This window comes from Paracoccus sp. FO-3, assembly GCF_006386455.1.
Classification (GTDB): Bacteria; Pseudomonadota; Alphaproteobacteria; order Rhodobacterales; family Rhodobacteraceae; genus Paracoccus; species Paracoccus versutus.
Genome location: NZ_VCBQ01000004.1, coordinates 1 through 21,970 on the forward strand (window position 1 = coordinate 1; position 21,970 = coordinate 21,970).

Genomic DNA, 21,970 nt, shown 5'->3' on the forward strand with positions numbered 1-21,970 from the left:
CGCCGAGGCCGAGCGCGAGGCCGAGCGCGCCGCATCCGACGCGCGCGAGTCCCGCGCCGCCCGCGAGGCCCGCGCCGAGGCCGCGATCCAGGCCGAAACCGCCGCCCGCCTGCGCATCCACGAGGAACTGGAAGCCACGCCCGAGGCGCTGCTGGAATCCCTGGGCGAGGTCGAGGAAATCGCCCCCGAGGCGCTGGAGGACCAGATCGCCCGCTTGCGCCAGAGCCGCGACGCGCTGGGCGCGGTGAACCTGCGCGCCGACGAGGACAAGCGCGAGCTGGAGACCGAGCGCGACCGGCTGGCGACCGAGAAAGAGGATCTGACCGAGGCGATCCGCAAGCTGCGCCAGGGCATCGGCAGCCTGAACCGCGAGGGGCGCGAGCGGCTGCTGGCCGCCTTCGACACGGTGAACGCCAATTTCACCACGCTGTTCACGCATCTGTTCGGCGGCGGCGAGGCGCGGCTGGTGCTGGTCGAATCCGACGACCCGCTGGAGGCGGGGCTGGAGATCATGTGCCAGCCTCCGGGGAAAAAGCTCTCGACGCTCAGCCTTCTGTCGGGGGGCGAGCAGACGCTGACGGCGCTGGCGCTGATCTTTGCGGTCTTCCTGGCCAACCCCGCGCCGATCTGCGTGCTGGACGAGGTGGACGCGCCGCTGGACGACGCCAACGTCACCCGCTTCTGCGACCTGATGGACGAGATGACGCGGCGGACCGAGACCCGCTTTCTTGTGATCACGCACCATGCCGTCACCATGTCGCGCATGGACCGGCTGTTCGGCGTGACCATGGTGGAACAGGGCGTGAGCCAGCTGGTCAGCGTGGATCTGAAGCGCGCGGAGGCTCTGGTGGCCTGACGCGCAAAGCGGTAATCAGCGCGCGATTTCCGCAACGGAGAAGATGATGCGAACCCTGGTTCCTCTTGTGCTGGCGGCGCTGATCCAGGCGCCCGCGGCACAGGCGCAGGTCATGGGCGATCCCGAGGTGATTCGCCTGTTGATGACGGATTTCGGCCTGCCGGCCAAGCTGACCACCGACGGCGCCGGCGATCCGCTGATCGAAAGCCGCATCGACGGCACCAGCTTCCAGGTCTACTTCTACCAATGCGAAAAGACCTGCGGCGCGATCCAGTTCTCGGCCGGGTTCGACCTGGACGATTCGATGCCCGAGAGCATGGCGAACCGCTGGAACCGCGAGAAGCGTTTCGGCAAGGTCTGGCTGGACGAGACCGGCGATCCCTTCATCGAGATGGATATCGGGGTTGCAGGCGACGGCATCGGGCGCAAGAATTTCGACGACGCGCTGGATGCCTGGCGCATCGTGCTGAGCGATTTCCGCGACTTCATCGACTGGTAGGAGAAAAGCATGTCCATCGAGACGAAACTGGCAGAGCTGGGGATCACGCTGCCCGACGCGCCCGCGCCGGCGGCGAACTACGTGCCCTATGTGATGACGGGCAACCTGCTGTTCGTCTCGGGCCAGATCAGCCCGGCCAAGGGGCGGCTCGGCGCCGACCTGGCGGTCGAGGAAGGGGCCGAGGCGGCGCGCGGCTGCGGCCTGGCGCTGCTGGCGCAGGCGCGGGCGGCGCTGGGGTCGCTGGACCGGGTGGTGCGGGTGGTCAAGCTGACCGGCTTCGTCAACTCGACGCCCGAGTTCACCGACCAGCCCGAGGTGATCAACGGCTGCTCGAACCTGATGGTCGAGGTCTTCGGCGACAAGGGCCGCCATGCCCGCGCCGCCGTCTCGGCCCCGGCCCTGCCGCGCGGCGTCGCGGTCGAGGTCGAGGCGATCTTCGAGTTCGCCTGATGGGTCTTGACCCGGATTTCCTGCGCTTGCCCATCGCCCATCGCGGGCTGCACGGGCCGGGCGTGCCGGAAAACAGCATGGCGGCGTTTCGCGCCGCCATCGCTGCGGGCTACGGCATCGAATGCGACATCCAGCGCGCCGCGGACGGCACGGCGCTGGTGTTTCACGACGACGACCTGCCGCGGCTGACCGGGGCCGAGGGGCTGGTCAGCGCCCTGGGCATCGACGCGCTGTCCATGCTGCGCATCATGGGCACCGCCGAGCATATCCCGACGCTCTCGGAACTGCTGGCCGAGGTCGCGGGCCGGGTGCCGCTGCTGATCGAGATCAAGGACCAGAGCCTGCGCTCCTCGGCCGAGGTGGGCGCGTTGCAGGCCGAGGTGGCGCGGCTGCTTGCCGGCTATGACGGCCCGGTCGCGGTCATGTCCTTCAACCCCCATGCGGTCGCGGCCTTCCATGCCGCCGCGCCTGGGGTGACGGTGGGGCTGACCACCTGCGGCTATGAGGCCGAGGACTGGGACATGCTGGACGCCGAAACCCGCGCGCATCTGGCCGCCATCGCCGATTTCGACCGGGTGGGGGCCGGCTTCATCTCGCATGACCGCCGCGACCTGGCCAATCCGGCGGTGACGGCGCTGAAGGCGCGGGGGGTGCCGGTGCTGTGCTGGACCGTGCGCTCGGCCGCCGAAGAGGCCGAGGCGCGCCGCGTCGCCGACAACATCACATTCGAGCATTACCTGCCCGCCAAGCCCTGACAATCGCCGCGCCCGCGCCTATGTTGCCCCCATGAGCGAGCTTGCCGTTTCCGTCCTGCCTGCGATTTCCGGGATCGACGCCGCCCAATGGGACGGCTGCGGGGCGGGCGCCAACCCCTTCACCACCCATCGCTTCCTGTCGGCGCTGGAGCAATCGGGCTCGGTCGGCGAGGGGACGGGCTGGCACCCAAGCCACCTGGTCGCGCGGCTGGACGGGCAGGTCGCGGGCGTCGCGCCCTGCTATGTCAAGACCGACAGCCAGGGCGAATACATCTTTGACCACGGCTGGGCGCAGGCCTATGCGCGGGCCGGCGGGCGCTATTACCCCAAGCTGCAATGCGCCGTGCCCTTTACCCCTGTCACCGGGCCGCGGCTGATCGCGTCCAGCCCGGCGGTGCGGCGCGGGCTGCTGGCGGCCATGGCGCAATTCGCGCAGCAATCGGGCCTGTCCGGCGCCCATGTCACCTTCTGCACCGAGGCCGAGGCGAGGCTGGGCGAGGCGGCCGGCTTCCTGCCCCGCGCCAGCGAGCAGTTCCACTGGCTGAACCGGGGCTATGCCAGCTTCGACGACTTCCTGGCGCAGCTGTCCTCGCGCAAGCGCAAGGCGATCCGCAAGGAACGCGAGCGGGCGCAGGCTTTCGGCGGCAGCATCCGCAGCCTGACCGGGGACCAGATCCGGCCCGAGCATTGGGACGCCTTCTGGACCTTCTACCAGGATACCGGCGGGCGCAAATGGGGCCGGCCCTACCTGACCCGCGCCTTCTTCGACATCCTGCACCGGACAATGCGCGACGACTGCCTGCTGGTCCTGGCCCTGCGCGACGGCCGCCCCGTCGCCGGGGCGCTGAACCTGGTCGGCAGCGACGCGCTTTACGGCCGCTATTGGGGCTGCACCGAGGACCACCCGTTCCTGCATTTCGAACTGTGCTATCACCAGGCCATCGACTGGGCCATCGCCCATGGCCTGTCCCGCGTCGAGGCCGGTGCGCAGGGCGAACACAAGCTGATGCGCGGCTACATGCCCAGCCAGACCCATTCGCTGCATTGGGTCGCCGACCGCGGCTTTCACGACGCCATCGCCGATTACCTGGAACGCGAACGCGAGGCCGTGGACCAGGAAATGGCGATCCTGGCCGAGATGGGTCCGTTCCGCCGCGGCGAGGTCAGGGACGCTTGACCAGCCGGAACGCGGCCGAGGCGCCCCAGCCCGCCGCCACCGCGATCGCCAGCGACATGATGCCGTAGATGAACGGCTGCTCCAGCGCCAGGCGATAGAGCCAGCGTTCCAACCCGACCTTGCGCACCTCGATGGGCGCGCGGAAGGTGTCGATGACCCGGCCGTCGCGCAACAGGAAGATGCGGGTGCTGTAGACGCCCTCGACCAGGTTGGCGGGCAGGCGGACATCGGCGCGAAACAGCGTCTGCTCGGCCAGCCGCACGGCGCCGTCGTCCTGGCGGTAAAGGTCGGCCGCGCGCCGCAGGCGGATCAGCGCCTCGGTATAGGGCACGGCATCCTCGACCTCCATCGGCCCGGCAAAGGCGCGCATCGCCAGCGGGATCGAGATGCGGTGGCGCTGGTCCTCGGCCGTGGGCAGGATCAGGTGCAGGGGCCGCGTCGTCGCCACCACGTAGAAGCTGGGGGCCGCGCCGACGCTGACCCGGCCGGTATTGATCCAGATGCCCAGCCGGCGTTCCTTGTGGCGCACGGTCAGCGCCTGGGCCGGCCCCTCCAGCGTGACGATCACGTCCAGGGGCGCGCCCGCCGGGATCTGCGTCTCGCGCTTGATGGCGCCGTAGATGATGATCTCGGAACCGTCGAAGCTGGTGGTGATGTCCACGTCGTCCCGCGACAGCCCGGCGACGATCTGCTCGGGCGGGGGCTGCGGGGTGGCCGGCTGCGCATTCGCCGGCAGCGCCAGCAGGACCGGCGCCAGGGCGGCGAAAAGCGCGTGCCGGATCATGGCAGGATCCCCGGCGTGATCGAATAAAGCTCGTCCGGGCGCAGGAACAGGTCCAGCGCCAGCTTGCCGCAGACCCCCAGCACCAGAAGCGCCAGCAGGATGCGCAGCTGCTCGGCCCGCAGCCGGGCGCCCAGGTGGGTGCCGATCTGCGCCCCGGTCACGCCGCCGACGATCAGCAGCACCGCCAGCATCACGTCCACCGTATTCGACGAGACGGCATGCATCAGCGTGGTATAGGCCGACAGGAAGGTGATCTGGAACAGCGAGGTGCCGATGACCACCTTGGTCGGCATCCCCAGCAGGTAGATCATCGCCGGCACCATGATGAAGCCGCCGCCGACGCCCATGATCGCGCCCAGCACCCCCACGGCGGCGCCGACCAGCAGGACCGGGATCGCGCTGATGTAAAGCCCCGAGGCGCGGAACTTCATCTTCAGCGGCCATTTGTGGACCCAGCCGTGCTGGTGGCGGCGCATCGGCTTGATCGGCCCGCTGCGGCGTGCGCGGTGCAGCGCGCGCAGGCTTTCCTGCAGCATCATCGCGCCGATCAGGCCCAGGAAGACGACATAGCAAAGCTGCACCACCAGGTCGACCTGGCCCAGCCGCGACAGCATGTTGAAAAGCAGCACCCCCGCGGAGGAACCGACAAGGCCGCCCCCCAGCAAGACCCAGCCCATGCGGAAATCCACGCTCTTGCGCTTGACATGCGCCAGCACGCCGGAAAAGGACGAGGCGACGACCTGGTTGGCGCCGGTCGCCACCGCGATGGCCGGCGGAATGCCGATGAAGAACAAGAGCGGCGTGATCAGGAAGCCGCCGCCGACGCCGAACAGGCCCGACATCAGCCCGACGATGCCGCCCAGGCCGATCAGCACCAGCGCATTGACCGCCACTTCGGCGATGGGAAGATAGATCTGCATGTCCTGCCCGGCTTATTGCCTTGTCCCGATGCTGCCCCGGCAACAGCCCTGCGTCAAACGCTTCCGTGGCCCTTCCGGCGGGTTGTCGCAAGCCTGTGGCGCGGATAAAGCAGATGGGACGGGCAGATAACGGCAAGGGACGCGGGCGGCGTGGACAGCGGCCCGGCGCGGCCGCCGGACAGGGAAGACCATGCGCATTCTGATTACCAACGACGACGGCATCAACGCTCCGGGACTCGAGACGCTGGAGGCGATCGCAACCGAGGTCGCCGGTCCGGGCGGCGAGGTCTGGACCGTCGCCCCCGCCTTCGAGCAGTCGGGCGTCGCCCATTGCATCAGCTATGTCCACCCGACGCTGATTGCCGAGCTGGGCCCGCGCCGCTATGCCGCCGAGGGCACGCCGGCCGATTGCGTGCTGGCCGCCATCGCCGACGTGATGCGGGACAATCCCCCGGACCTGGTGCTGTCGGGCGTGAACCGCGGCAACAACTCGGGCGAGAACGTGATGTATTCCGGCACCGTGGGCGGCGCGATGGAGGCGGCGCTGCAGGGCCTGCCCGCCATCGCGCTGTCGCAATACATGGGCCAGCGCACCGCGGCGCTGGACGATCCGTTCCAGGCGGCCCGGATGCATGGGCCGCGGCTGATCCGGCAATTGCTGGATTACGGCGACTGGACCTCGGACCAGGATTTCCGGCTGTTCTACAACATCAACTTCCCGCCCTGCGACGCGGCCTCGGTCAAGGGCACGCGGGTCGCGCCCCAGGGCCGCCGCCAGGGCGTCCGCTTCGAGGTCGAGCCCTATCACGCCCCGAACGGGCGGCGGTTCCTGTGGGTGCTGGGCGGCTCGCAGACCGCGCAGGCCACGCCAGAGAGTGACGTGGACGCGAATATGCGCGACTATATCTCTCTGACGCCGATGCGGCCGGACCTGACCTGCCACAAGACCCTGGCCGAATTGCGCGGCGTGCTGGAGGAGGGCTGAACCTGGGCATGAGCGATGATCCCGAGACCGCCGAACGCAAGATGCGCTTCCTGTTCGCGCTGCGGCAGCGCGGGGTCACGGATCCGCGCGTTCTGGAGGCGATGGAGCGCATCGACCGCGGCGAGTTCGTGCGCGGCCATTTCGAGGATCGCGCCTATGACGACACGCCGCTGCCCATTCCCTGCGGCCAGACCATCAGCCAGCCCTCGGTCGTGGGGCTGATGACGCAGGCGCTGGAGGTCGGGCCGCGCGACAAGGTGCTGGAGATCGGCACCGGCTCGGGCTACCAGGCGGCGGTGCTGTCGCTCTTGTGCCGCCGGGTCTATACCATCGACCGCCACCGCCGGCTGGTGGCCGAGGCCGAGGCGCTGTTTCGCCACCTGGGCCTGCCCAACATCACAGCGCTGGTCGCCGACGGCTCGCGCGGGCTGCCCGAGCAGGCGCCCTTCGATCGCATCATGGTGACGGCGGCGGCCGAGGATCCGCCGGGCCCGCTCTTGGCGCAGTTGAAGATCGGCGGTATCATGGTGGTGCCGGTCGGGCAGTCGGATGCGGTCCAGACCCTGATCCGCGTGCGGCGCGGCGAAAGCGGCTTTGACTATGACGAATTGCGGCAGGTGCGCTTCGTGCCGCTGGTCGAGGGGTTGGGACAGACATGACCCCCGGCCGTCCAGAGTGAGGAACGGGCAGATGATCAAGATCAGGCAGTTGGCGATGCTCGCCGGCGCTGCGGTGGCGCTGGCGTCCTGCGGGCCGCAGGGTGGCCTGGATTTCAGCAATTTCGACCCCGACCTGCGGCGTTGGGGCCGGGGCGGGCTGGAAACCTCCGGGGCGGCGGCGCGGGCCCAGCCCCGTCCGGCGCCGGACCAGCGCGGCGTGATCTCCTATCCGGGCTACCAGGTCGCCATCGCGCGGCAGGGCGATACGGTGGCCACCATCGCCGCCCGGCTGGGGCTGAACGCGGCCGAACTGGCCAGGTACAACGCCATCGAGGCCAATACCGTGCTGAACCCCGGCGCGGTGGTCGCCCTGCCGCGCCGCGTTTCCGCCGGGGTGCCGGCGGCGGCGCCTGTCGTCTCGTCCACCGGGCAGGTCAGCGATCCCTTTGCCGGGCAGGGCGTGCGGCAGCCGAACGTGCCCCCGGCCGCGGGGGCGGCGGGGGCGGTGACGGCGCAGACCCTGCCGGCCGCCAGCCAGCCCCGCCAGCATGTCGTCGCCGCCGGCGAGACGGCCTGGTCCATCGCCCGCAAATACAATGTCTCGGTCAACGACCTGGCCCAGTGGAACGGGCTGACGCAGCAGATGACGCTGCGCACCGGCCAGCGCCTGCTGATCCCCGTCGCCGGGCAAAGCCGCCCCGCCACGGCGGTCGTCACCGCGCCCGGAACCGGAAGCCCGACGCCCCGGCCGCCATCCTCGGCCGAGCCCCTGCCGAACGAGCGCACGCAGCCCGCCGCCAGCGCAGTGAACAAGCCGGCCGGCCCCGACCTGGGCCAGACCCGCACCGCCGCCTCGGGCAGCGGCAAGTTCCGCATGCCCGCCAACGGCGCCATCATCCGCACCTACCAGAAGGGCAAGAACGACGGCATCGACATTTCCGCGGCACCCGGCAGCACGGTTGCGGCCGCCGGCAGCGGCACCGTCGCCGCCATCACCCGCGACACCGACCAGGTGCCGATCATCGTCGTGCGCCACGAAGGCAACCTGATGACCGTCTATGCCGGGCTCGAGGATGTCGCCGTGACCAAGGGCCAGTCCGTCAGCGCCGGCACCCCGCTGGGCAAGGCCCGCAGCCAGGGCGTCGTGCATTTCGAGGTGCGCAACGGCTTCGACAGCGTCGATCCCGAGAAATACCTGAACTAGGCCCGCCCCCGCGCCCTGCGGCGAGGCGCGGGGCGCATTCGTCCCTCAGGTCACGGCGGCGGGCCGGGCAAAGCGCGGGTCTTTCCAGCTTGCGCTTTTCAGCACCTCCTCCAGCACCTCGACCGCGCGCAGCACGTCGACATGGCGCAGGTAGAGCGGCGCAAAGCCGAAGCGCAGCGTCGAGGGCGCACGGAAATCGCCGATCACCCCGCGCGCGATCAGCGCCTGCATCACCGGCCAGGCGTGGTCGTGGCCGAAGGCGACCTGGCTGCCGCGGCGGGCGGGTTCGCGCGGGCTTTCCAGCGTTAGCCCCAGCCCGGCGCAGCGCGCCTCGACCAGCCGGATGAACAGATCGGTCAGGGCCAGGCTTTTCGCCCGCAAGGCGCCCATGTCCACCCCGTCCCAGATCGCCAGCGCGCCCTTGAGCGCCCGCATCGACAGGATCGGCTGGGTGCCGCATTGAAAGCGGCGGATGCCGGGGTCGCCCTCGTATCCCGTCTCGAAGGCGAAGGGCCGGGCATGGCCCCACCATCCGCTGAGCGGTTGGCGCGCCTGCCCCAGGTGCCGGTGCGCGACATAGACGAAGGCCGGCGAACCCGGCCCGCCGTTCAGGTATTTATAGGTGCAGCCGACGGCGAAATCCGCCCCCGCCGCGTCCAGTTCCACCGGCAGCGCCCCGGCCGAATGGCACAGATCCCAGACGGCGATGGCGCCGGCCGCCTGGATGCGCGCAGTCAGGGCCGCCATGTCGCGCAATTCGCCGGTCTTGTAGTTCACATGGTTGACCAGCACGGCGGCGACATCGGTATCCAGCAGATCCTCGATGGTGGCGCCGTCGACGCCCTCCAGCCGGAGCCGCGCGCCGGGCAGGGTCGAGGCGACGCCCTCGGCGATATAGAGGTCGGTCGGGAAGCTGCCGCTTTCCGCGACGATGGTGCGGCGCCCCGGCCGCAGCGCCATGGCGGCATGCAGCGCCTTGTAGATGTTGACCGAGGTGGTGTCCGCCACCACCACCTGCCCCGGCGCCGCGCCGACCAGCCGGCCGATGCGCTCGCCCAGTTCGACCGGCAGGTCGAACCAGCCGGCGCCATTCCAGCTGCGGATCAGCTGGCCGGCCCATTCGTCGCGGGCGGCGCGCAGCAGCTCTTCTTGCGCGGCGTGGGTCGGCACGCCCAGGGAATTGCCGTCCAGATAGACCTCGTCCGGGGACAGGATGAAGGCGTCGCGCAGGTGGCGCAGCGGGTCTTGCGCGTCCATCGCCTCGATCGTGGCACGGTCGGGAAGGGTCATGGCTCGTCCTTGTCGAATGGCTCCGGCGCCGGGCCGGTCGAGTTGCGGATGATCAGCTCATGCGGGCCCACGCGCTGCAATTCCTTCAGCGGCCGGCCCTCGAGCAGGCCGGCCAGGCAATCGGCCAGCGGCTCCCAGCTGTCGCGCAGCGGTGCCTTGGTCACGCTGAGCGCCGGGAAGAAGGCCGAGGCCCGCAGCGCCGGCAGGTGGTCGTCATGCGCCATGACCGAGACATCGCCGGGTATCCCCAGCCCCAGCGCCTCGAGCGCCTTGTAGACGCCCTTGGCGATATGGACATGGCTGCAGATGATCGCGGTCGGGGGCCGGTCGCCCTGGCGGAACATCTCGACGGTCGAGACCAGCCCCAGCGCCTCGGTCATCTCGCCGTGCCGGGTCAGCGCCGGGTCGAAGGCGATGCCGGCCTGCTCCAGCGCCCGGCGATAGCCGCGCAGCCGGGCCGAGGCGAAGCTCAGCCCCGGCCGGCCGTTGATCAGCGCGATGCGGCGATGGCCAAGCCCGGTCAGGTGGCTGGCCATCTGGTGCAGGATGCCTTCGTTCTCGATGTCGAAATAGGCGTGGTCGGGCGCCGGGCCGATGCGGCCATGCACCACGAAGGGGATGTCGTTGTCGCGCAGGAAGGCCGCGCGCGGGTCGTCGTCCGAGGGGCTGAACAGCACGAAACCGTCCAGAACCCCGTTGCCGATCAGGCGCTTGTAGACCTCGATGACCGGCTCTTGCGGGCGGGTGACATGCAGCACGAATTGCATGCCGCGCCCCGAGAATTGCGCCGAAAGCCCGGCGACGCCCTCCATGAACAGCCCGTCCTCGGCCAGGTTGGTCGATTGCGGCACCACCAGCGCCACCATGCCCGAACGCCCGGTCACCAGCTTGCGCGCCGAGATATTGGCCTGATAGTTCAGCGACCGCGCCACGGCCTTGACCCGTTTGCGCGTCGTCTCGTTCACATCGGAATGGTCGTTCAGCGCCCGGCTGGTCTGCGTGATCGACAGCCCGGCGGCCCGCGCGACATCCTTCAGCGTGGCCAATTCTCAGCTCCTCCTTGGGCCGCCTGCTTGCCCCGGAAATGTCTAGAGCATCCGCCCCGACCGGTCCATAGCCGCGATCCTGGCATGGCGCGCGGCAAGGCAAGGCCCTCGCCGGATCGGCCGCGCCTTGGGTCCAGCCCGGCGCGGCGCAGCCGGGCTGGCCGGCCCCATATCGTAGCGCATATCGCGAAAGGCGCGGCCCGGCGGAACCGGCCGCCAGGAATGCGGCGTTCTTCCGACCCAAAGGCCCCTGGGGCCTAGGACTTCGTCATGCCGCAAGCGCGTCGCATGGGGGCGCGGCGGTTCCGCCCGCCGCAGCCATGCGTGTCAATAACAGCCGATCTTGGCGATCCGGCCGTTCTCGCCGATCTCGAAATTCATCCGGTCGGCGCGGTAATCCATCGTCACCGCATCGCGCGGGCCGATGATGCGGGTGCCGGCGGGCAGGATCATCCTGTCCAGCACCGCGCGCGGCTGGCCGACCAGGCCCCGGAACGGCGCCGCGTTGCAGCTGTCGGCCTGCGGCGCCGGCGGCTGCGCCGGGGGCGGGGCCTCGGCACAGGCTGCCAGCGCGCAAAGCGGCACCAGCAGCAGGAAACGCCCGATCCTCCGCATCGTCAGCCGCAATCGATATTGTAGATATTGCCTGCCGCATCCAGCCGGAAGACGATGCGCAGCGGATCGTATTCCTGCGGCTCGATGCCGCGATATTCGACGACGCGATAATCGCGGGTCACGCCCAGGGTCGGGATGATGCTGCCGGGCTGGCCCAGGGCCGAGACATAGTTCTTGGCATGGCAGGCGTCGGGTTCGCGCGATTCCAGCCCGCTGACACCGGCCACCGGCACGGGCGGCAGCGGCGCGACGGCCGGAACCGGCTCGGGCGCCGGCGCATAGGCCGGGGCGCAGGCGGCCAGGGGGGCAAGGGCAAGAAGCGCGATCAGGGCTCGGGTCATCGGGCAATCATCCAGTAAGGGAATTTCTGGCGCGGCAGCATAAGGGCGCGGCGTCGGAATGAGAAGCGGCGCCTTGACGATTGCGGCGCGGCGTTGCCGCGAAACCGCGGGTGCGGCGGCCTATTCGGCCGCCTCGGCCAGTGCGTTCCGGCCGTTGCCGTAGCAGGACAGGAACATGGCCACCGCGCTGCGGTTCACCTTGCGCAGAAGCTCCTTGTCCACCGATTGCGGTCCCAGGAACAGGGCGCGGTCGTGGATCGTGACCCCGGCCAGCTCGATAAGCTGGTCGGCGGCCAGTTCCAGGTCGGGAATGCGCAATTCGCCGCGTTCGATGCAGCGCTCCAGATAGCCGATCAGCTGCTGGCGCAGCAGCGCCGGCCCCGACTCGTAATATTCCTGCGCGAGCGAGGGGAAGCGCTCGGCCTCGCCCACGCTGACCCGGAAGATCCGCAGCCCGAATTCCGAGATCATATGCGCCGAGATGATCTGGACGATGAAGGGCAGCACCTGCTCGACCGGCAGCTCGACCTCGATCAGGGCGCTGGCATCGGCCGCCTCGCGGGCAAGCTCGTTGCGGAAAACCTCCATGAACATGACGCGCTTGTCGGGAAAATAGCTGTAGAGCGTCGCCTTGGACACTGCTGCCTCGCGGGCGATGTCATCGACACTCGCCCCCTCGAAGCCGTCGCGCAGAAAAATGGTCCGGGCGCCCTCCAGCACCTGCAAGAATTTGCGACCACGCGTTACCGGAAGAGCCTTAGGCATCCGCTAGAACCCCCTCATTACTCCTTAACCTGCCCTGCGTGTCCCGCAGAACGGAACTCAGACACCGTAACGCCGACGCAAATCGAGCCTTCCCGTTCCATAAGGGCAAACCGGATTCGTTGCAAAGGTTCTGCGCGGTGAAGTACAATATGTCTAAAAGTTGTTTCCTGATTGGCCCAGCATCTCCGTTGGATCAATAGCGAATCGTCTTTGCCGGGGCGGCCTTGTGACGCGGATGGCAAAAACCTGAAGAAGCGGCGCATTTTGCCGACCCGCATCGCCCCGCGCCGGCCGGATGGGAAGGCCGCGGGCGCGAAAAAAATTCGCAGGCGCCACGCCCGCTTGGCATGATTCGCCTGCGCGGGGCTCCTGGATCGGCCACGGTCGCCGCCCCGGCCAGGCCGGCCGTCGGGCAGGGCAGGACGCCTGACCGGCCGGGAATGGGCCGACCGGCGCGCGCTTGCCTGCGGCGGTGCCGGCCTGTCGGTCCGGGCAGGCATCTGCCCTCCAGCTTGCCGGGCTAGCGGCGTTTTGTCGCAGGCCCGCGCCGTCATCCGCCGCCCCGCCGCGCCCTGTCGCGCCGCGCCTGCGCAACCAGATCCTTACGCAGCGCCTGCACGGCCTCGCCGCGGCCGAATTCGCGCGCGGCCGCCTGCCGGGCCAGCTCATAGCCGGGCAGGATCCGGGCCAGTTCTTCCTCGGCGGCCAGCAGCGCCCGGCTGCGTTCCCCGGCCAGCGCGTTGGTCAGCCGCGCCTCGGCCACGGAAAACGGCTGGTCCGCGCGATAGATCGCCTGAAGCTCGGTCTCCAGCTGGCCGATCCGATGGCGCGTCGCCTCGACATGGGCGCGAAAGGCGGCCAGGCGGCGCATCTCCATATCCGCCTTGAGCCGGGCGATCCGTTCCAGCCCGGCCAGCGCGTCGCGGTCCTGTCTCATGCTTCCTCCCTGCGGCGGGGGGCGCCGCCCCAGCCCTCGCGTGCCTTCTTGCGCATGGCCTCGGCAAAGCGGATCGCGGCGGCGACCGGGGCGAAATGCTCGGGCCTGATCTCGTGCCCGATCTCGACCGTGGCATGCAGCGCGCGGGCGCAGGGCGGATCCGACCAGATCGGCACCTGGTGTTCCTGCGCGCGCTCGCGGATGCGGCGGGCGACCTCGTCCACCCCTTTCGCCAGGCAGACCGGCGCCCGGCCGCTGCCGCGCTTCCATTCCAGCGCCACGGCGAAATGCGTCGGGTTGACGATGATCACATCGGCCTTTTCGACATCGGCCAGCATGGTGCTGAGCACGATGTCCACGCCCTTTTGCCGCCGCGCGGCCTTCAGGTGGGGGTCGCCCTCGTTCTCCTTGTGCTCGTCCTGCATCTCCTGGCGGGACATGCGGTGCCGCTTGAGGTATTCCCGGCGCTTCCAGATCAGGTCGATGACGGCGAAGACCGCGCCGATCCCCAGCGCCAGCAGCACCGCCCGGCGCAGGATCAGGCCCAGCCCCTCGACCCATTGCAGATCCTGCATGGCGCCCGAGGCCATCAGCCAGGACAGGAGCGAGGCGTAAAGGAACCAGCCGCCCACCCCGACCAGCAGCGCCTTTCCCAGCGAGATGGCAAAGGCGACCAGCCCGCTCTTGCCGAATTTCTGCGCGGCGTTCTTGACCGGGTTGATGCGCTTGAAATCGGGCAGCAGCTTCTTGGGCGTCAGCACGACCGAGTGCTGCGCCACCATGCCCAGCAGGATCGGCAAGGCGATGATCGCCACGCCGGCCAGGGTCGCCAGCCCCGCCTGTCCCGCAAGGGCGCGGGCCAGGTCGGTGACGGCGCGGCCCTCGCCGTCGGGCCAGGGCTCGCCGCCAAGCGCGCGCGCGGCCATGCCGATCCATGCCGGCGCGGCCCAGGCGCTGGCAAACAGCGCCGCGAACCAGAAGCCCAGATACATCAGCGCCGATTGCAGTTCGGCCGAGCGGGGGACGTCGCCTTCCTGCCGCGCCTTGCGCAGCTTGCTTTCCGAGGCGTCGAATTGCTTGTCGTCGCTGCTTTCCTGGCTCATCGCAGCAGCGTTCCCATCTTGCCGAGGACCGCATCGGCCCAGACCGACAGGATCGAGGGCGCCAGCACGACCAGCGCCAGCAAGGCCAGCAGGATCGCGCCGGGGGCGACGATGAAGACGACCGGCAGCGTGGGCATGACCTTGCTGATCATGCCCGACAGCACCTGGAACAGGAACCCGCCCAGGATGAAGGGCGCCGCCAGCAGCATGGCCAGGACGAAGCCCTGCCCGACAAGCGCGACGGCGCTGGACAGCACCTCGGAGACCTGCGGCCAGTCGCCCAAGGGCCGCAGCACCAGGCTTTCGCGCAACAGGTCGAAGGCGAGGATCGGAAAGCCCAGGGCCATCAGCAGGGCGAGGCCCGCCAGGTGCATCAGGTTGCCGATCGGATGCGGGGAATATTCGTTGGCGGCGCCGATCAGCTGCGACAGCGATGCGGTCGCGGCCATGGCCGTCGCCGCGATGTCCAGCGCCACCGCGAAGAGCCGCACCAGCCCGCCCAGCACCAGCCCGGTCAGGATCTCGGCCCCGGCCAGGGCGGCCAGGTGCAGCAGGCTGCCGATGTCCCCAAGGGACTGCGCGCCTTCCGCCAGCAGGGGCGTGACCGCCATGGCCAGCGCGGCGCGCACCCGCACCGGCAGGGCGCGTTCGGAAAAGACCGGCAGCATCGCGAAACAGGCCTGCACCCGGCAATAGGTCAGCATCAGCGTGGCCAGCATGGCCGCCAGGCGCGGATCGGCCAGGAATTGCGTCATGGCGCCACCGTGCCGCGCAGCCGGATCTGCGCGGCGGGGTCGATCTCGTCCAGCCCCAGCACCGGCGTCGCGATCCCGGCCGAGGACAGCATCATCCGCACCAGGCGCCTGCGGTGATCGGGCACCGCAAGCACCACCTCCAGTCCGGGGGACAGGCCGGCCAGGGTGGCCTGGACGGCCTCGGCCAGGCGTTTCTGGATCTGCGGGACGGCACTGGCCCCGGCCCTGGCGCCTTCGGCCTCGCCGCGGGCGATCTCGGCCTCCCATTGCGGATGCAGCTGCAGCAACCCCAGATAGCCGTCCTGATCCAGGAACTGTTCGGTGATCTGGCCGCGCAGGCGCTTGCGCACCTGTTCATAGACGGCCTCGGGCGAGGCGGCATTGCGCGATTCGTGAACCGCGTCGGTGATGAGAACCAGGTTGCGGATCGAGATGCGTTCCTCCAGCAGGCCGCGCAGCACGGCCAGCAGCATCTCGGGCGACACCTTGTCGGGCACCATGCTGTCGAAGAAGCGCTGGTTGACCTGGGCGCGATGCTCGTCCGAAATGCCGCACAGCTCGCGGATCATGCGCTGCATCGAGGACAGGGTCAGAAGCGCGGGCAGGTTGGTCTTGACCACCTCCATCAGATGCGTGGACAGAACCTCCATCGGGGTGACGACGGTGGCGCCGGCGATCGCCGCCTCGTCCTGCCATTCCGGGGCGATCCAGCGCGCGGCGCTGTCGTAGACGGGCTCGCGCACGCTTTCGCCCGCAAGCCCCTCGAGCGTGGATTCCGCACCCAAGGCCAGCACGCCCTGCGGCCGCAGGACGCCCTTGCCCCGCACCACGCCGTGCAGCCGGATGACATATTCGCCGTCCTGGAAGCCGGTGCCGTCGGTGATGCGGACATCGGGCAGGATCAGCCCGTAGGCGCGGGCGATATGCAGCCGCAGGTTGGTGATGCGCTGGCCCAGCCCGCGCGCCGGGTCCAGCGCGCTGACGATCAGCCCCGCACCGATCTCGACGCAGATCTCGTCGGTGTCCAGCACGTCGCCGATGCGGGTCGGTGCGGGCGCTGCGTTCCGGGGCTCGTCCGGCGCGGCCCTGGGGGCCGCCCTGTCCTGGCGGGCGCGGATGAACCAGGCCGTCGTGCCCAGCACCGCCGCCAGGCCGAAGAACACCAGCGTCGGCATGCCGGGCACCATGCCGATGACCAGCATCCCGACCGCGCTGATGAAGGGCATCTGCCAGTTGCTGAGGAATTGCTGCGACAGAAGGTCCGCCGTCGTCTCGGTCGCGCCGCCGCGCGACAGCAGCAGCGCCGCCGCCATCGAGGTGATCAGCGCCGGGATCTGGCTGACCAGCCCGTCGCCGATGGTCAGCTTGGAATAGGTGCTCATCGCCTCGCCCAGGGGCATGCCGTGCAAAAGCACGCCCGCGGCCAAGCCGACGAACAGGTTGATCAGCGTGATGACCAGGCCGGCGATGGCGTCGCCCTTGACGAATTTCGACGCGCCGTCGAGCGAGCCGAAGAAGCTGATCTCGCGCTGTTCGCGGGCGCGGCGGCGCTTGGCCTCGTCATGGTCGATGGCGCCCGAGTTCAGGTCGCCGTCGATGGCCAGCTGCTTGCCGGGCAGCGAATCCAGCGCGAAGCGGGCCGAGACCTCGGCCATGCGCCCCGACCCCTTGGTGATGACCATGAAGTTCACCACCGTGATCACGGCAAACACCGTCAGCCCGACCAGGAGCGAGCCGCCGGCGACGAATTCCGCAAAGGCCTGGATGACATGGCCCGCCGCGGCGGTGCCGTTCTGGCCATCGGTCAGGATCAGCCGCGTCGACGAGATGTTCAGCGACAGCCGGATCAGCAGCGAGACCAGCAGCAGGACCGGGAAAGCCTGGAAATCGGTGGGCTTTTCCACCAGCGAGGCCATCACCAGGATCAGCGTCGCGCTGGCGATGGACAGTGCGATCCCCAGGTCCAGCAGCCGCGCCGGCATGGGGATGACCATGGACAGCACGATCAGCAGCAGAACCCCGGTGATGATCAGCGGCCGCGCCGCCCAGCCGGTTGCGGATGTCTCGGCAAGGCTCATTCCTGGGCTCCCTGGGGGCTGGGGGGTCTGGCGGGTTCAAGCAGGCGCTCGATGCTCCAGGCCGGGCCGGCCAGCATGCCCGAGCGCCTGAGAAAGATCAGGACTTCGATCCGGTCCGCGGGCGAAAGCCGCATCAGCCTGTCGCCCATGTCGGCCGGCAGCGGCTCGCCGTAAAGCAGCCGGTCGGTCGCCTCGCGGATCAGGCCGTCGCGGGTCGGCGCCCCGTCCGGGCCGGGTCCGGCGGCAAGCGCCGCGGACAGGATCAGCACCGTGATCACGATGCCCTCTTCAGCTCGCGCAGCGCGTTCTCGACATCGCCGAACGAGGGGCGGACATGTTCGGGCGCGGATTGCCGGCCCACCTCGACGCAAAGGTTGGTCGCATGCTGGTGCAGCCCGGCGATCAGCACCGACTTGATCACGTCGTAGAAGGCCTGGTCCTGCCTAGTCACCGCCCCAAGCCGCTGGGCGAAGGGCGCGACGAGCCCATAGGCCAGGAACACGCCCAAGAAGGTGCCGACCAGGGCGCCGCCGATCATCTTGCCCAGCACCTCGGGCGGCTGGTCGATCGAGCTCATGGTCTTGATCACGCCCAGCACGGCGGCGACGATTCCCAGCGCCGGCAGGGCGTCGGCCATGTTCTGCAGCGCATGCGGCGCATGCATGGCTTCCTCGTTCATCAGCCCGATGCGCTGCGAAAGCATCTCCTCGACCTGATAGGGGTCGTCGTAGTTCAGGCTGGCCGAGCGCAGGGTGTCGGCGATCAGCGTCACCACATGCTCGTCGGCCAGGATCCGCGGATAGGCCTGGAAGATCGGCGAGGAGCCGGGGTTCTCGATATGCTCTTCCAGCTCGACCGGGCTGGCGCGGGCGATCCGCAGCAGCTGGAACAGCAGGCACAGCACGTCCTGCACGTCGGATTCGTGCCAGCGCGGCCCCTTGAGCGAGCGGCCGATGCCGCCCAGCGCCTGCTTGATCACCACCGTCTCGTTGGACAGCAGGAACGAGCCGATCGCCGCCCCGCCGATCATCATCATCTCGAAGGGCAGCGAATGCAGGATGACCCCCAGCTTTCCGCCGGCCAGGAGGTAGCCGCCGAAGACCATCGCGAAGGTCACGACAATGCCGATCATGCCGAACATCTGTTCACCTACTTCCCGGGGGCCCGAAGGGCGCCCATGTATGAGGTCAGGACCGCAGCATGGCCCGGCTCGACCGAGGCCATGATCCGTGCGCCGGTTTCCGGCTGGACGCGGGCAAGGATCTGCGCGGCGAAATCCGGCGGCAGGTTCGACAGGACCATGGCCGCCTGTTCCGGCTTCATCTGGTCGTAGACCGCGATCAGCCGTGCGATGTCCTCGGTCTGCGCCTGGCTTTGGCCCCGGTTGTTCTGGGCGATATGCTGCTTGAGCTTGCGCAGTTCGATAAGCCGCTCGGTCAGCCGCCTTTCGGCCGAGGCGATCTCGGCCTTGCGACGCTCGATGTCCTGCATGTAGCGGTCGATGCGCAAGGCGCGTTCGCGCAGCGTCTCGGCCAGGGCCACCGCTTCGGGGACATCGGTGCAGCCGGCCATCAGCTCGGACGGCACGGCATGGGCCGACAGGCGCGACAGCCCGTCCATCAGCATCGCCGCCTGGCCGGCCGCGGCCAGGATCATCACGCCGCCCAGGATCGACAGGACCGGCTTACGCATCGGCCACCGCCCCCTCGCGCCGCCGGCGGCGTTGCAGCCGGTTCGGCCGCTGCGGGCCGGGCTCGGCGAATTTCTGCTGGAGCATCCAGAAGGCGCGTTCCTGCTTGGCGCGCTCGATCTCGTCGGCAAGGGCCTGGGTGGCGGCGGTGGCCTCGGCCTTGGCCAGCAGGATGGATTTCTCCAGCCGGCCGATCTCGCTGGTCATGACGGCGATGGCGCCGCCCAGGCCGGTCTCCAGGTCGTTCAGCTTGCGCAGCCGGCGGGCCAGCATGAAGCAGAATCCCGACAGCCCGATGGTGAAGGTGATCAGAACGACCTGTAAAAGCTGCGCAATCGTCATTGGATCCTGAACTCCGTGATGAGGACATCGGTGAACGCCTCCTTGCCCAGGACGAAGACGGCACGCGTCGCCAGCTCGTCGCGGACGATGTCCAATATTCCGCGCTTTTCGAAAGCCGCGGGGTCTATGTCGGTGAGAAAGCCGTTGAAGCTGTCCAGCAGGCGCGGGATCAGGTGCTCGACCTCGGCGCGGCGGTTCTGGTCGGTCTCGATCTTGACCGTCATCACCAGGGTCCGCGCCCGCGGCCCGGCCAGCGTCAGCACGATCTGGGGAATGTCGACGAAAGCCACGGCCGGCGCGGCCACGGGCTGCACCTTTTCCTGCCTGGGCGCCAGAAGCGACATGGGCGACCAGAAGCCAAGCCAGGTCGAGGCGAAGCCCGCCCCGCCCAGGACAAGGGCCAGCCCCAGCGGCAGCAGGATGCGCTTAATCCCCCCGCCGGTTTTTTCTTCCGCGTTGATGTCGGCGACATCGGTCATGGTGATTCTCCGTCCGTCCGGGGACTGGATATCACCAGCGGGCTAACCAATTCTTAATCGCCCCCGTGCCATGAAGGTCGCGACAAGGATCACGGCGATTCGAAGGGGACGGTTTTGCTGAAGCTGCAGGACTACTGGCGCGAAAGAAGCGCAAGACAAAGGGCCGTGCTGGCGGCTGCCTTCCTGTTCACCTTTGCCGCCATTGCCGGGCTTTCCTGGCTGGCCAGCCGGCCCGGCATGGCGCTGCTGTATTCGGGGCTGGATTCGCAGCAATCCGGCGCCGTCATGACCGCGGTCGAGAAATCCGGCGTTCCCTATCAGATCCGGGGCGATTCGATCTGGGTCGCGGAAAGCCGGCGCGACGAATTGCGCATGATGCTGGCCGGCGAGGGGCTGCCCTCGGCCGGGGGCAAGGGCTATGAAATCCTGGACGGCATGTCGGGCTTCGGCACCACCTCGCAGATGTTCGACGCCGCCTATTGGCGCGCCAAGGAGGGCGAGCTGGCCCGCACCATCCTGGCCCTGCCGAACGTCAAGGCGGCGCGCGTGCACCTGGCGGTCCCGCAGGGCCGCGGCTATCGGCGCGAAGCCGAGGCGACCGCCTCGGTCACGCTGACGACCGACGGCACGCCGATCAACCGCAGCCAGGCCAAGGCGCTGAAGTTCCTGGTTTCCTCGGGCGTGCCGGGCATGTCGGCGGACCGGGTGGCGGTGATCGACGGCGAACGCGGCGTCATTTCCTCGGGCGAGGATTTCGCCGGCGAGGATCGCGAGGCCGAGATGAAGCGCAATGTCGAGCGCATCCTGGCCGCGCATGTCGGCCATGGCAACGCCATCGTCGAGCTGCACCTGGACGTGGTCAACGAATCCGAACTGCTGACCGAGCAGCGCTTCGACCCGCAGGAACGCGCCCTGATCTCGCAGGAAAGCGAGGAAAGCGCCGACGAAAGCAGCAATGCGCAGCAGGGCGCGGTCACGGCTGCCTCGAACCTGCCCGAGGGCCAGGAGAATGCCGGCGACCAAAGCCGCTCGTCGCGGTCGGAAACCCGCCAGCGCTCGAATTTCGAGGTCAGCAAGGTCACGCGCGAGGTGACGCGCCAGCCCGGCGCCACGCGGCGCCTGACCGTCGCCGTGCTGGTGAACGGCGTCGCCCGGACCGAGGCCAATGGCGAAACCGCATTGGTGCCGCGCGAAGAGGCCGAGCTTCAGGCGATTCGCGAACTCGTCGCCTCGGCCGTGGGCTTCGACGAGGGGCGGGGCGACGCGATCACCGTGAAATCGCTGGCCTTCGCCTCGCTGTCCGAGGCGGGCACCCTGGCCAGCACCGGCGGTTTCCTGTCCAGGCTGGACCTGAACGGGCTGATCCGCCTCGCGCTGGTCGGCTTTTTCGCGCTGGCGCTGGCGGCCTTCCTGCTGCGCCCGCTGCTTCGCTCGAGGCCCGCGGGCAATCCGGCGCCGGCCCTGCTGGACCGCTCGGAGCCGCCGGCGGCGCTGGCGGCCGCCAGGGCCGAGGGCGACCCCCTGCCGGCCCAGGCCAGCATCGTCCCCGAGATCGACTTCACGCCCATGGGGGCAGAGGATGGCGATCCGGTCGGGCGGCTCAAGGAACTGATGAAATCGCGCAAGGACGAAAGCCTGCAGATCCTGTCGGGCTGGATCGAGAAACGTGAGGATGCGCTATGAGACCTGCCGCGCTTCGGCTTGATTCGTTTTCCTCGGGCGCTGCGGATGCCGGGCAGCTGGCCGCCGCGATCGAGCGCGAGGAAGCCTTTCAATGCGGCTATGAAAAGGGCCTGGCCGAGGGACGAGAGGCCAGCCTGGATGCGCTGACCCAGGCGCTGGCCGAGTTTCGCCGCGACATGCAGATCGGCCAGGAAAAAGAGGCCGCGTTGCGCGCCGATCTCCGCAAGGCGCTGGCGCCGGTGCTGCACGCGCTGGTGGACCTGCTTGGCCCGCGCTCGCAAAGGGAGCGTCTGCGGCTTGCCCTGGCCGAGGAGGTGGCGCGCATCGTCGAGCATGCGCCGGACCGCGCGCTGGTGGTCCGTTGCCCGCAAGACCTGCACCCGGACCTGGCCGATTGCCTGGCCCGCGCGCAATTTCCCCAGGTTCGGATCGAGAACCTGCCGCCGGGCCGGGAGATGGTCGAGCTGGTTGCCGGTCAGGGCACGATCCTCTTTGACCCTGCCGCGGCCGGGGCCGAGCTGAAGGCCATCATCGACGACATCAAGACCGAGGACTGA

The 21,970-nt window shown here is 69.2% G+C and carries 25 protein-coding genes and 1 pseudogene; 10 read left to right on the top strand and 16 right to left on the bottom strand.

The annotated features are described in order from the left end of the window. The 5 genes and pseudogenes from FE811_RS01595 to FE811_RS01615 all read left to right on the top strand — a co-directional run. Positions 1-856 (top strand): annotated as a pseudogene (locus tag FE811_RS01595) (chromosome segregation protein SMC); the annotation flags it as partial. Between the two features lie 43 nt (positions 857-899). After that, positions 900-1,355 (top strand): YbjN domain-containing protein, encoded by a 456-nt coding sequence (locus tag FE811_RS01600; protein ID WP_255469575.1) that lies wholly within the window; start codon positions 900-902, stop codon positions 1,353-1,355. Between the two features lie 9 nt (positions 1,356-1,364). Continuing rightward, complete coding sequence (locus tag FE811_RS01605) at positions 1,365-1,805, top strand: RidA family protein (RefSeq protein WP_024842728.1); 441 nt, start codon at positions 1,365-1,367, stop codon at positions 1,803-1,805. Further along, positions 1,805-2,560 carry a glycerophosphodiester phosphodiesterase family protein gene (locus tag FE811_RS01610; RefSeq protein ID WP_036751610.1) on the top strand — a complete coding sequence of 252 codons (756 nt, stop codon included), beginning with the start codon at positions 1,805-1,807 and terminating at the stop codon, positions 2,558-2,560. Before FE811_RS01605 ends, FE811_RS01610 begins: the two co-directional genes overlap by 1 nt. Before the next feature lie 31 nt (positions 2,561-2,591). Further along, positions 2,592-3,737 carry a GNAT family N-acetyltransferase gene (locus FE811_RS01615; protein ID WP_036751608.1) on the top strand — a complete coding sequence of 382 codons (1,146 nt, stop codon included), beginning with the start codon at positions 2,592-2,594 and terminating at the stop codon, positions 3,735-3,737. Here the strand turns inward: FE811_RS01615 and FE811_RS01620 are convergent. Next, positions 3,724-4,521, bottom strand: coding sequence for a TIGR02186 family protein (locus FE811_RS01620; protein ID WP_072461417.1), 798 nt, complete (start codon positions 4,519-4,521; stop codon positions 3,724-3,726). The two genes, FE811_RS01615 and FE811_RS01620, sit on opposite strands and share 14 nt — an antisense overlap. After that, positions 4,518-5,441, bottom strand: a complete 924-nt coding sequence (locus tag FE811_RS01625) for a sulfite exporter TauE/SafE family protein (RefSeq protein ID WP_036751604.1) — start codon at positions 5,439-5,441, stop codon at positions 4,518-4,520. Before FE811_RS01625 ends, FE811_RS01620 begins: the two co-directional genes overlap by 4 nt. A 190-nt stretch (positions 5,442-5,631) precedes the next feature. Here FE811_RS01625 and surE point away from each other — a divergent pair, with 190 nt between their 5' ends. The 3 genes from surE to FE811_RS01640 are packed head-to-tail and all read left to right on the top strand — an operon-like array spanning position 5,632 to position 8,289. Then, entirely contained in the window at positions 5,632-6,426 is a 795-nt protein-coding gene (gene surE, locus FE811_RS01630; protein WP_036751602.1) for a 5'/3'-nucleotidase SurE, read from the top strand. A gap of 8 nt (positions 6,427-6,434) precedes the next feature. Then, positions 6,435-7,085, top strand: coding sequence for a protein-L-isoaspartate(D-aspartate) O-methyltransferase (locus FE811_RS01635; RefSeq protein ID WP_036751599.1), 651 nt, complete (start codon positions 6,435-6,437; stop codon positions 7,083-7,085). 31 nt (positions 7,086-7,116) lie between these two features. After that, complete coding sequence (locus FE811_RS01640; RefSeq protein ID WP_084196877.1) at positions 7,117-8,289, top strand: LysM peptidoglycan-binding domain-containing protein; 1,173 nt, start codon at positions 7,117-7,119, stop codon at positions 8,287-8,289. A gap of 45 nt (positions 8,290-8,334) precedes the next feature. On the opposite strand, the gene kynU is transcribed toward FE811_RS01640, so the two are convergent. From kynU to fliL, 14 genes are all read right to left on the bottom strand, one after another. Further along, positions 8,335-9,579 (bottom strand): kynureninase, encoded by a 1,245-nt coding sequence (gene kynU / locus FE811_RS01645; protein ID WP_116223182.1) that lies wholly within the window; start codon positions 9,577-9,579, stop codon positions 8,335-8,337. Continuing rightward, on the bottom strand, positions 9,576-10,625 hold the full coding sequence (locus FE811_RS01650) for a substrate-binding domain-containing protein (RefSeq protein WP_116223181.1): 1,050 nt from the start codon (positions 10,623-10,625) through the stop codon (positions 9,576-9,578). The genes kynU and FE811_RS01650 overlap by 4 nt, the downstream gene beginning before the upstream one ends. A gap of 327 nt (positions 10,626-10,952) precedes the next feature. Further along, complete coding sequence (locus FE811_RS01655) at positions 10,953-11,240, bottom strand: I78 family peptidase inhibitor (protein WP_083539021.1); 288 nt, start codon at positions 11,238-11,240, stop codon at positions 10,953-10,955. A gap of 2 nt (positions 11,241-11,242) precedes the next feature. Further along, positions 11,243-11,581, bottom strand: a complete 339-nt coding sequence (locus FE811_RS01660; protein ID WP_024842717.1) for a hypothetical protein — start codon at positions 11,579-11,581, stop codon at positions 11,243-11,245. Positions 11,582-11,701: 120 nt separating this feature from the next. After that, positions 11,702-12,346 carry a TetR/AcrR family transcriptional regulator gene (locus tag FE811_RS01665; RefSeq protein WP_036751594.1) on the bottom strand — a complete coding sequence of 215 codons (645 nt, stop codon included), beginning with the start codon at positions 12,344-12,346 and terminating at the stop codon, positions 11,702-11,704. 550 nt (positions 12,347-12,896) lie between these two features. After that, positions 12,897-13,283, bottom strand: a complete 387-nt coding sequence (locus FE811_RS01670; RefSeq protein ID WP_116223180.1) for a hypothetical protein — start codon at positions 13,281-13,283, stop codon at positions 12,897-12,899. Beyond that, a complete protein-coding gene (gene flhB / locus FE811_RS01675; protein WP_116223179.1) occupies positions 13,280-14,386 on the bottom strand; it encodes a flagellar type III secretion system protein FlhB in 1,107 nt (368 codons plus the stop codon). The genes FE811_RS01670 and flhB overlap by 4 nt, the downstream gene beginning before the upstream one ends. Next, entirely contained in the window at positions 14,383-15,141 is a 759-nt protein-coding gene (locus FE811_RS01680; protein ID WP_116223178.1) for a flagellar biosynthetic protein FliR, read from the bottom strand. The genes flhB and FE811_RS01680 overlap by 4 nt, the downstream gene beginning before the upstream one ends. Continuing rightward, positions 15,138-17,219: a flagellar biosynthesis protein FlhA gene (locus tag FE811_RS01685; RefSeq protein WP_140846486.1), complete on the bottom strand. Its 2,082-nt coding sequence runs from the start codon at positions 17,217-17,219 to the stop codon at positions 15,138-15,140. Before FE811_RS01685 ends, FE811_RS01680 begins: the two co-directional genes overlap by 4 nt. After that, positions 17,216-17,497: a hypothetical protein gene (locus FE811_RS01690; protein ID WP_116223176.1), complete on the bottom strand. Its 282-nt coding sequence runs from the start codon at positions 17,495-17,497 to the stop codon at positions 17,216-17,218. The genes FE811_RS01685 and FE811_RS01690 overlap by 4 nt, the downstream gene beginning before the upstream one ends. Continuing rightward, complete coding sequence (motA, locus tag FE811_RS01695; RefSeq protein WP_116223175.1) at positions 17,494-18,360, bottom strand: flagellar motor stator protein MotA; 867 nt, start codon at positions 18,358-18,360, stop codon at positions 17,494-17,496. Before motA ends, FE811_RS01690 begins: the two co-directional genes overlap by 4 nt. An 8-nt stretch (positions 18,361-18,368) precedes the next feature. After that, positions 18,369-18,911: a MotE family protein gene (locus FE811_RS01700; protein WP_116223174.1), complete on the bottom strand. Its 543-nt coding sequence runs from the start codon at positions 18,909-18,911 to the stop codon at positions 18,369-18,371. Continuing rightward, the gene (locus FE811_RS01705) at positions 18,904-19,251 is read right to left on the bottom strand and encodes a hypothetical protein (RefSeq protein WP_036751577.1); all 348 of its coding nucleotides are present in this window, start codon (positions 19,249-19,251) and stop codon (positions 18,904-18,906) included. Before FE811_RS01705 ends, FE811_RS01700 begins: the two co-directional genes overlap by 8 nt. Further along, entirely contained in the window at positions 19,248-19,730 is a 483-nt protein-coding gene (fliL, locus tag FE811_RS01710; RefSeq protein ID WP_036751574.1) for a flagellar basal body-associated protein FliL, read from the bottom strand. The genes FE811_RS01705 and fliL overlap by 4 nt, the downstream gene beginning before the upstream one ends. Before the next feature lie 114 nt (positions 19,731-19,844). Between fliL and fliF the strand changes: the two genes are divergently transcribed. After that, positions 19,845-21,413, top strand: coding sequence for a flagellar basal-body MS-ring/collar protein FliF (gene fliF / locus FE811_RS01715; protein WP_116223173.1), 1,569 nt, complete (start codon positions 19,845-19,847; stop codon positions 21,411-21,413). After that, positions 21,410-21,970 carry a hypothetical protein gene (locus tag FE811_RS01720; protein WP_116223172.1) on the top strand — a complete coding sequence of 187 codons (561 nt, stop codon included), beginning with the start codon at positions 21,410-21,412 and terminating at the stop codon, positions 21,968-21,970. The genes fliF and FE811_RS01720 overlap by 4 nt, the downstream gene beginning before the upstream one ends.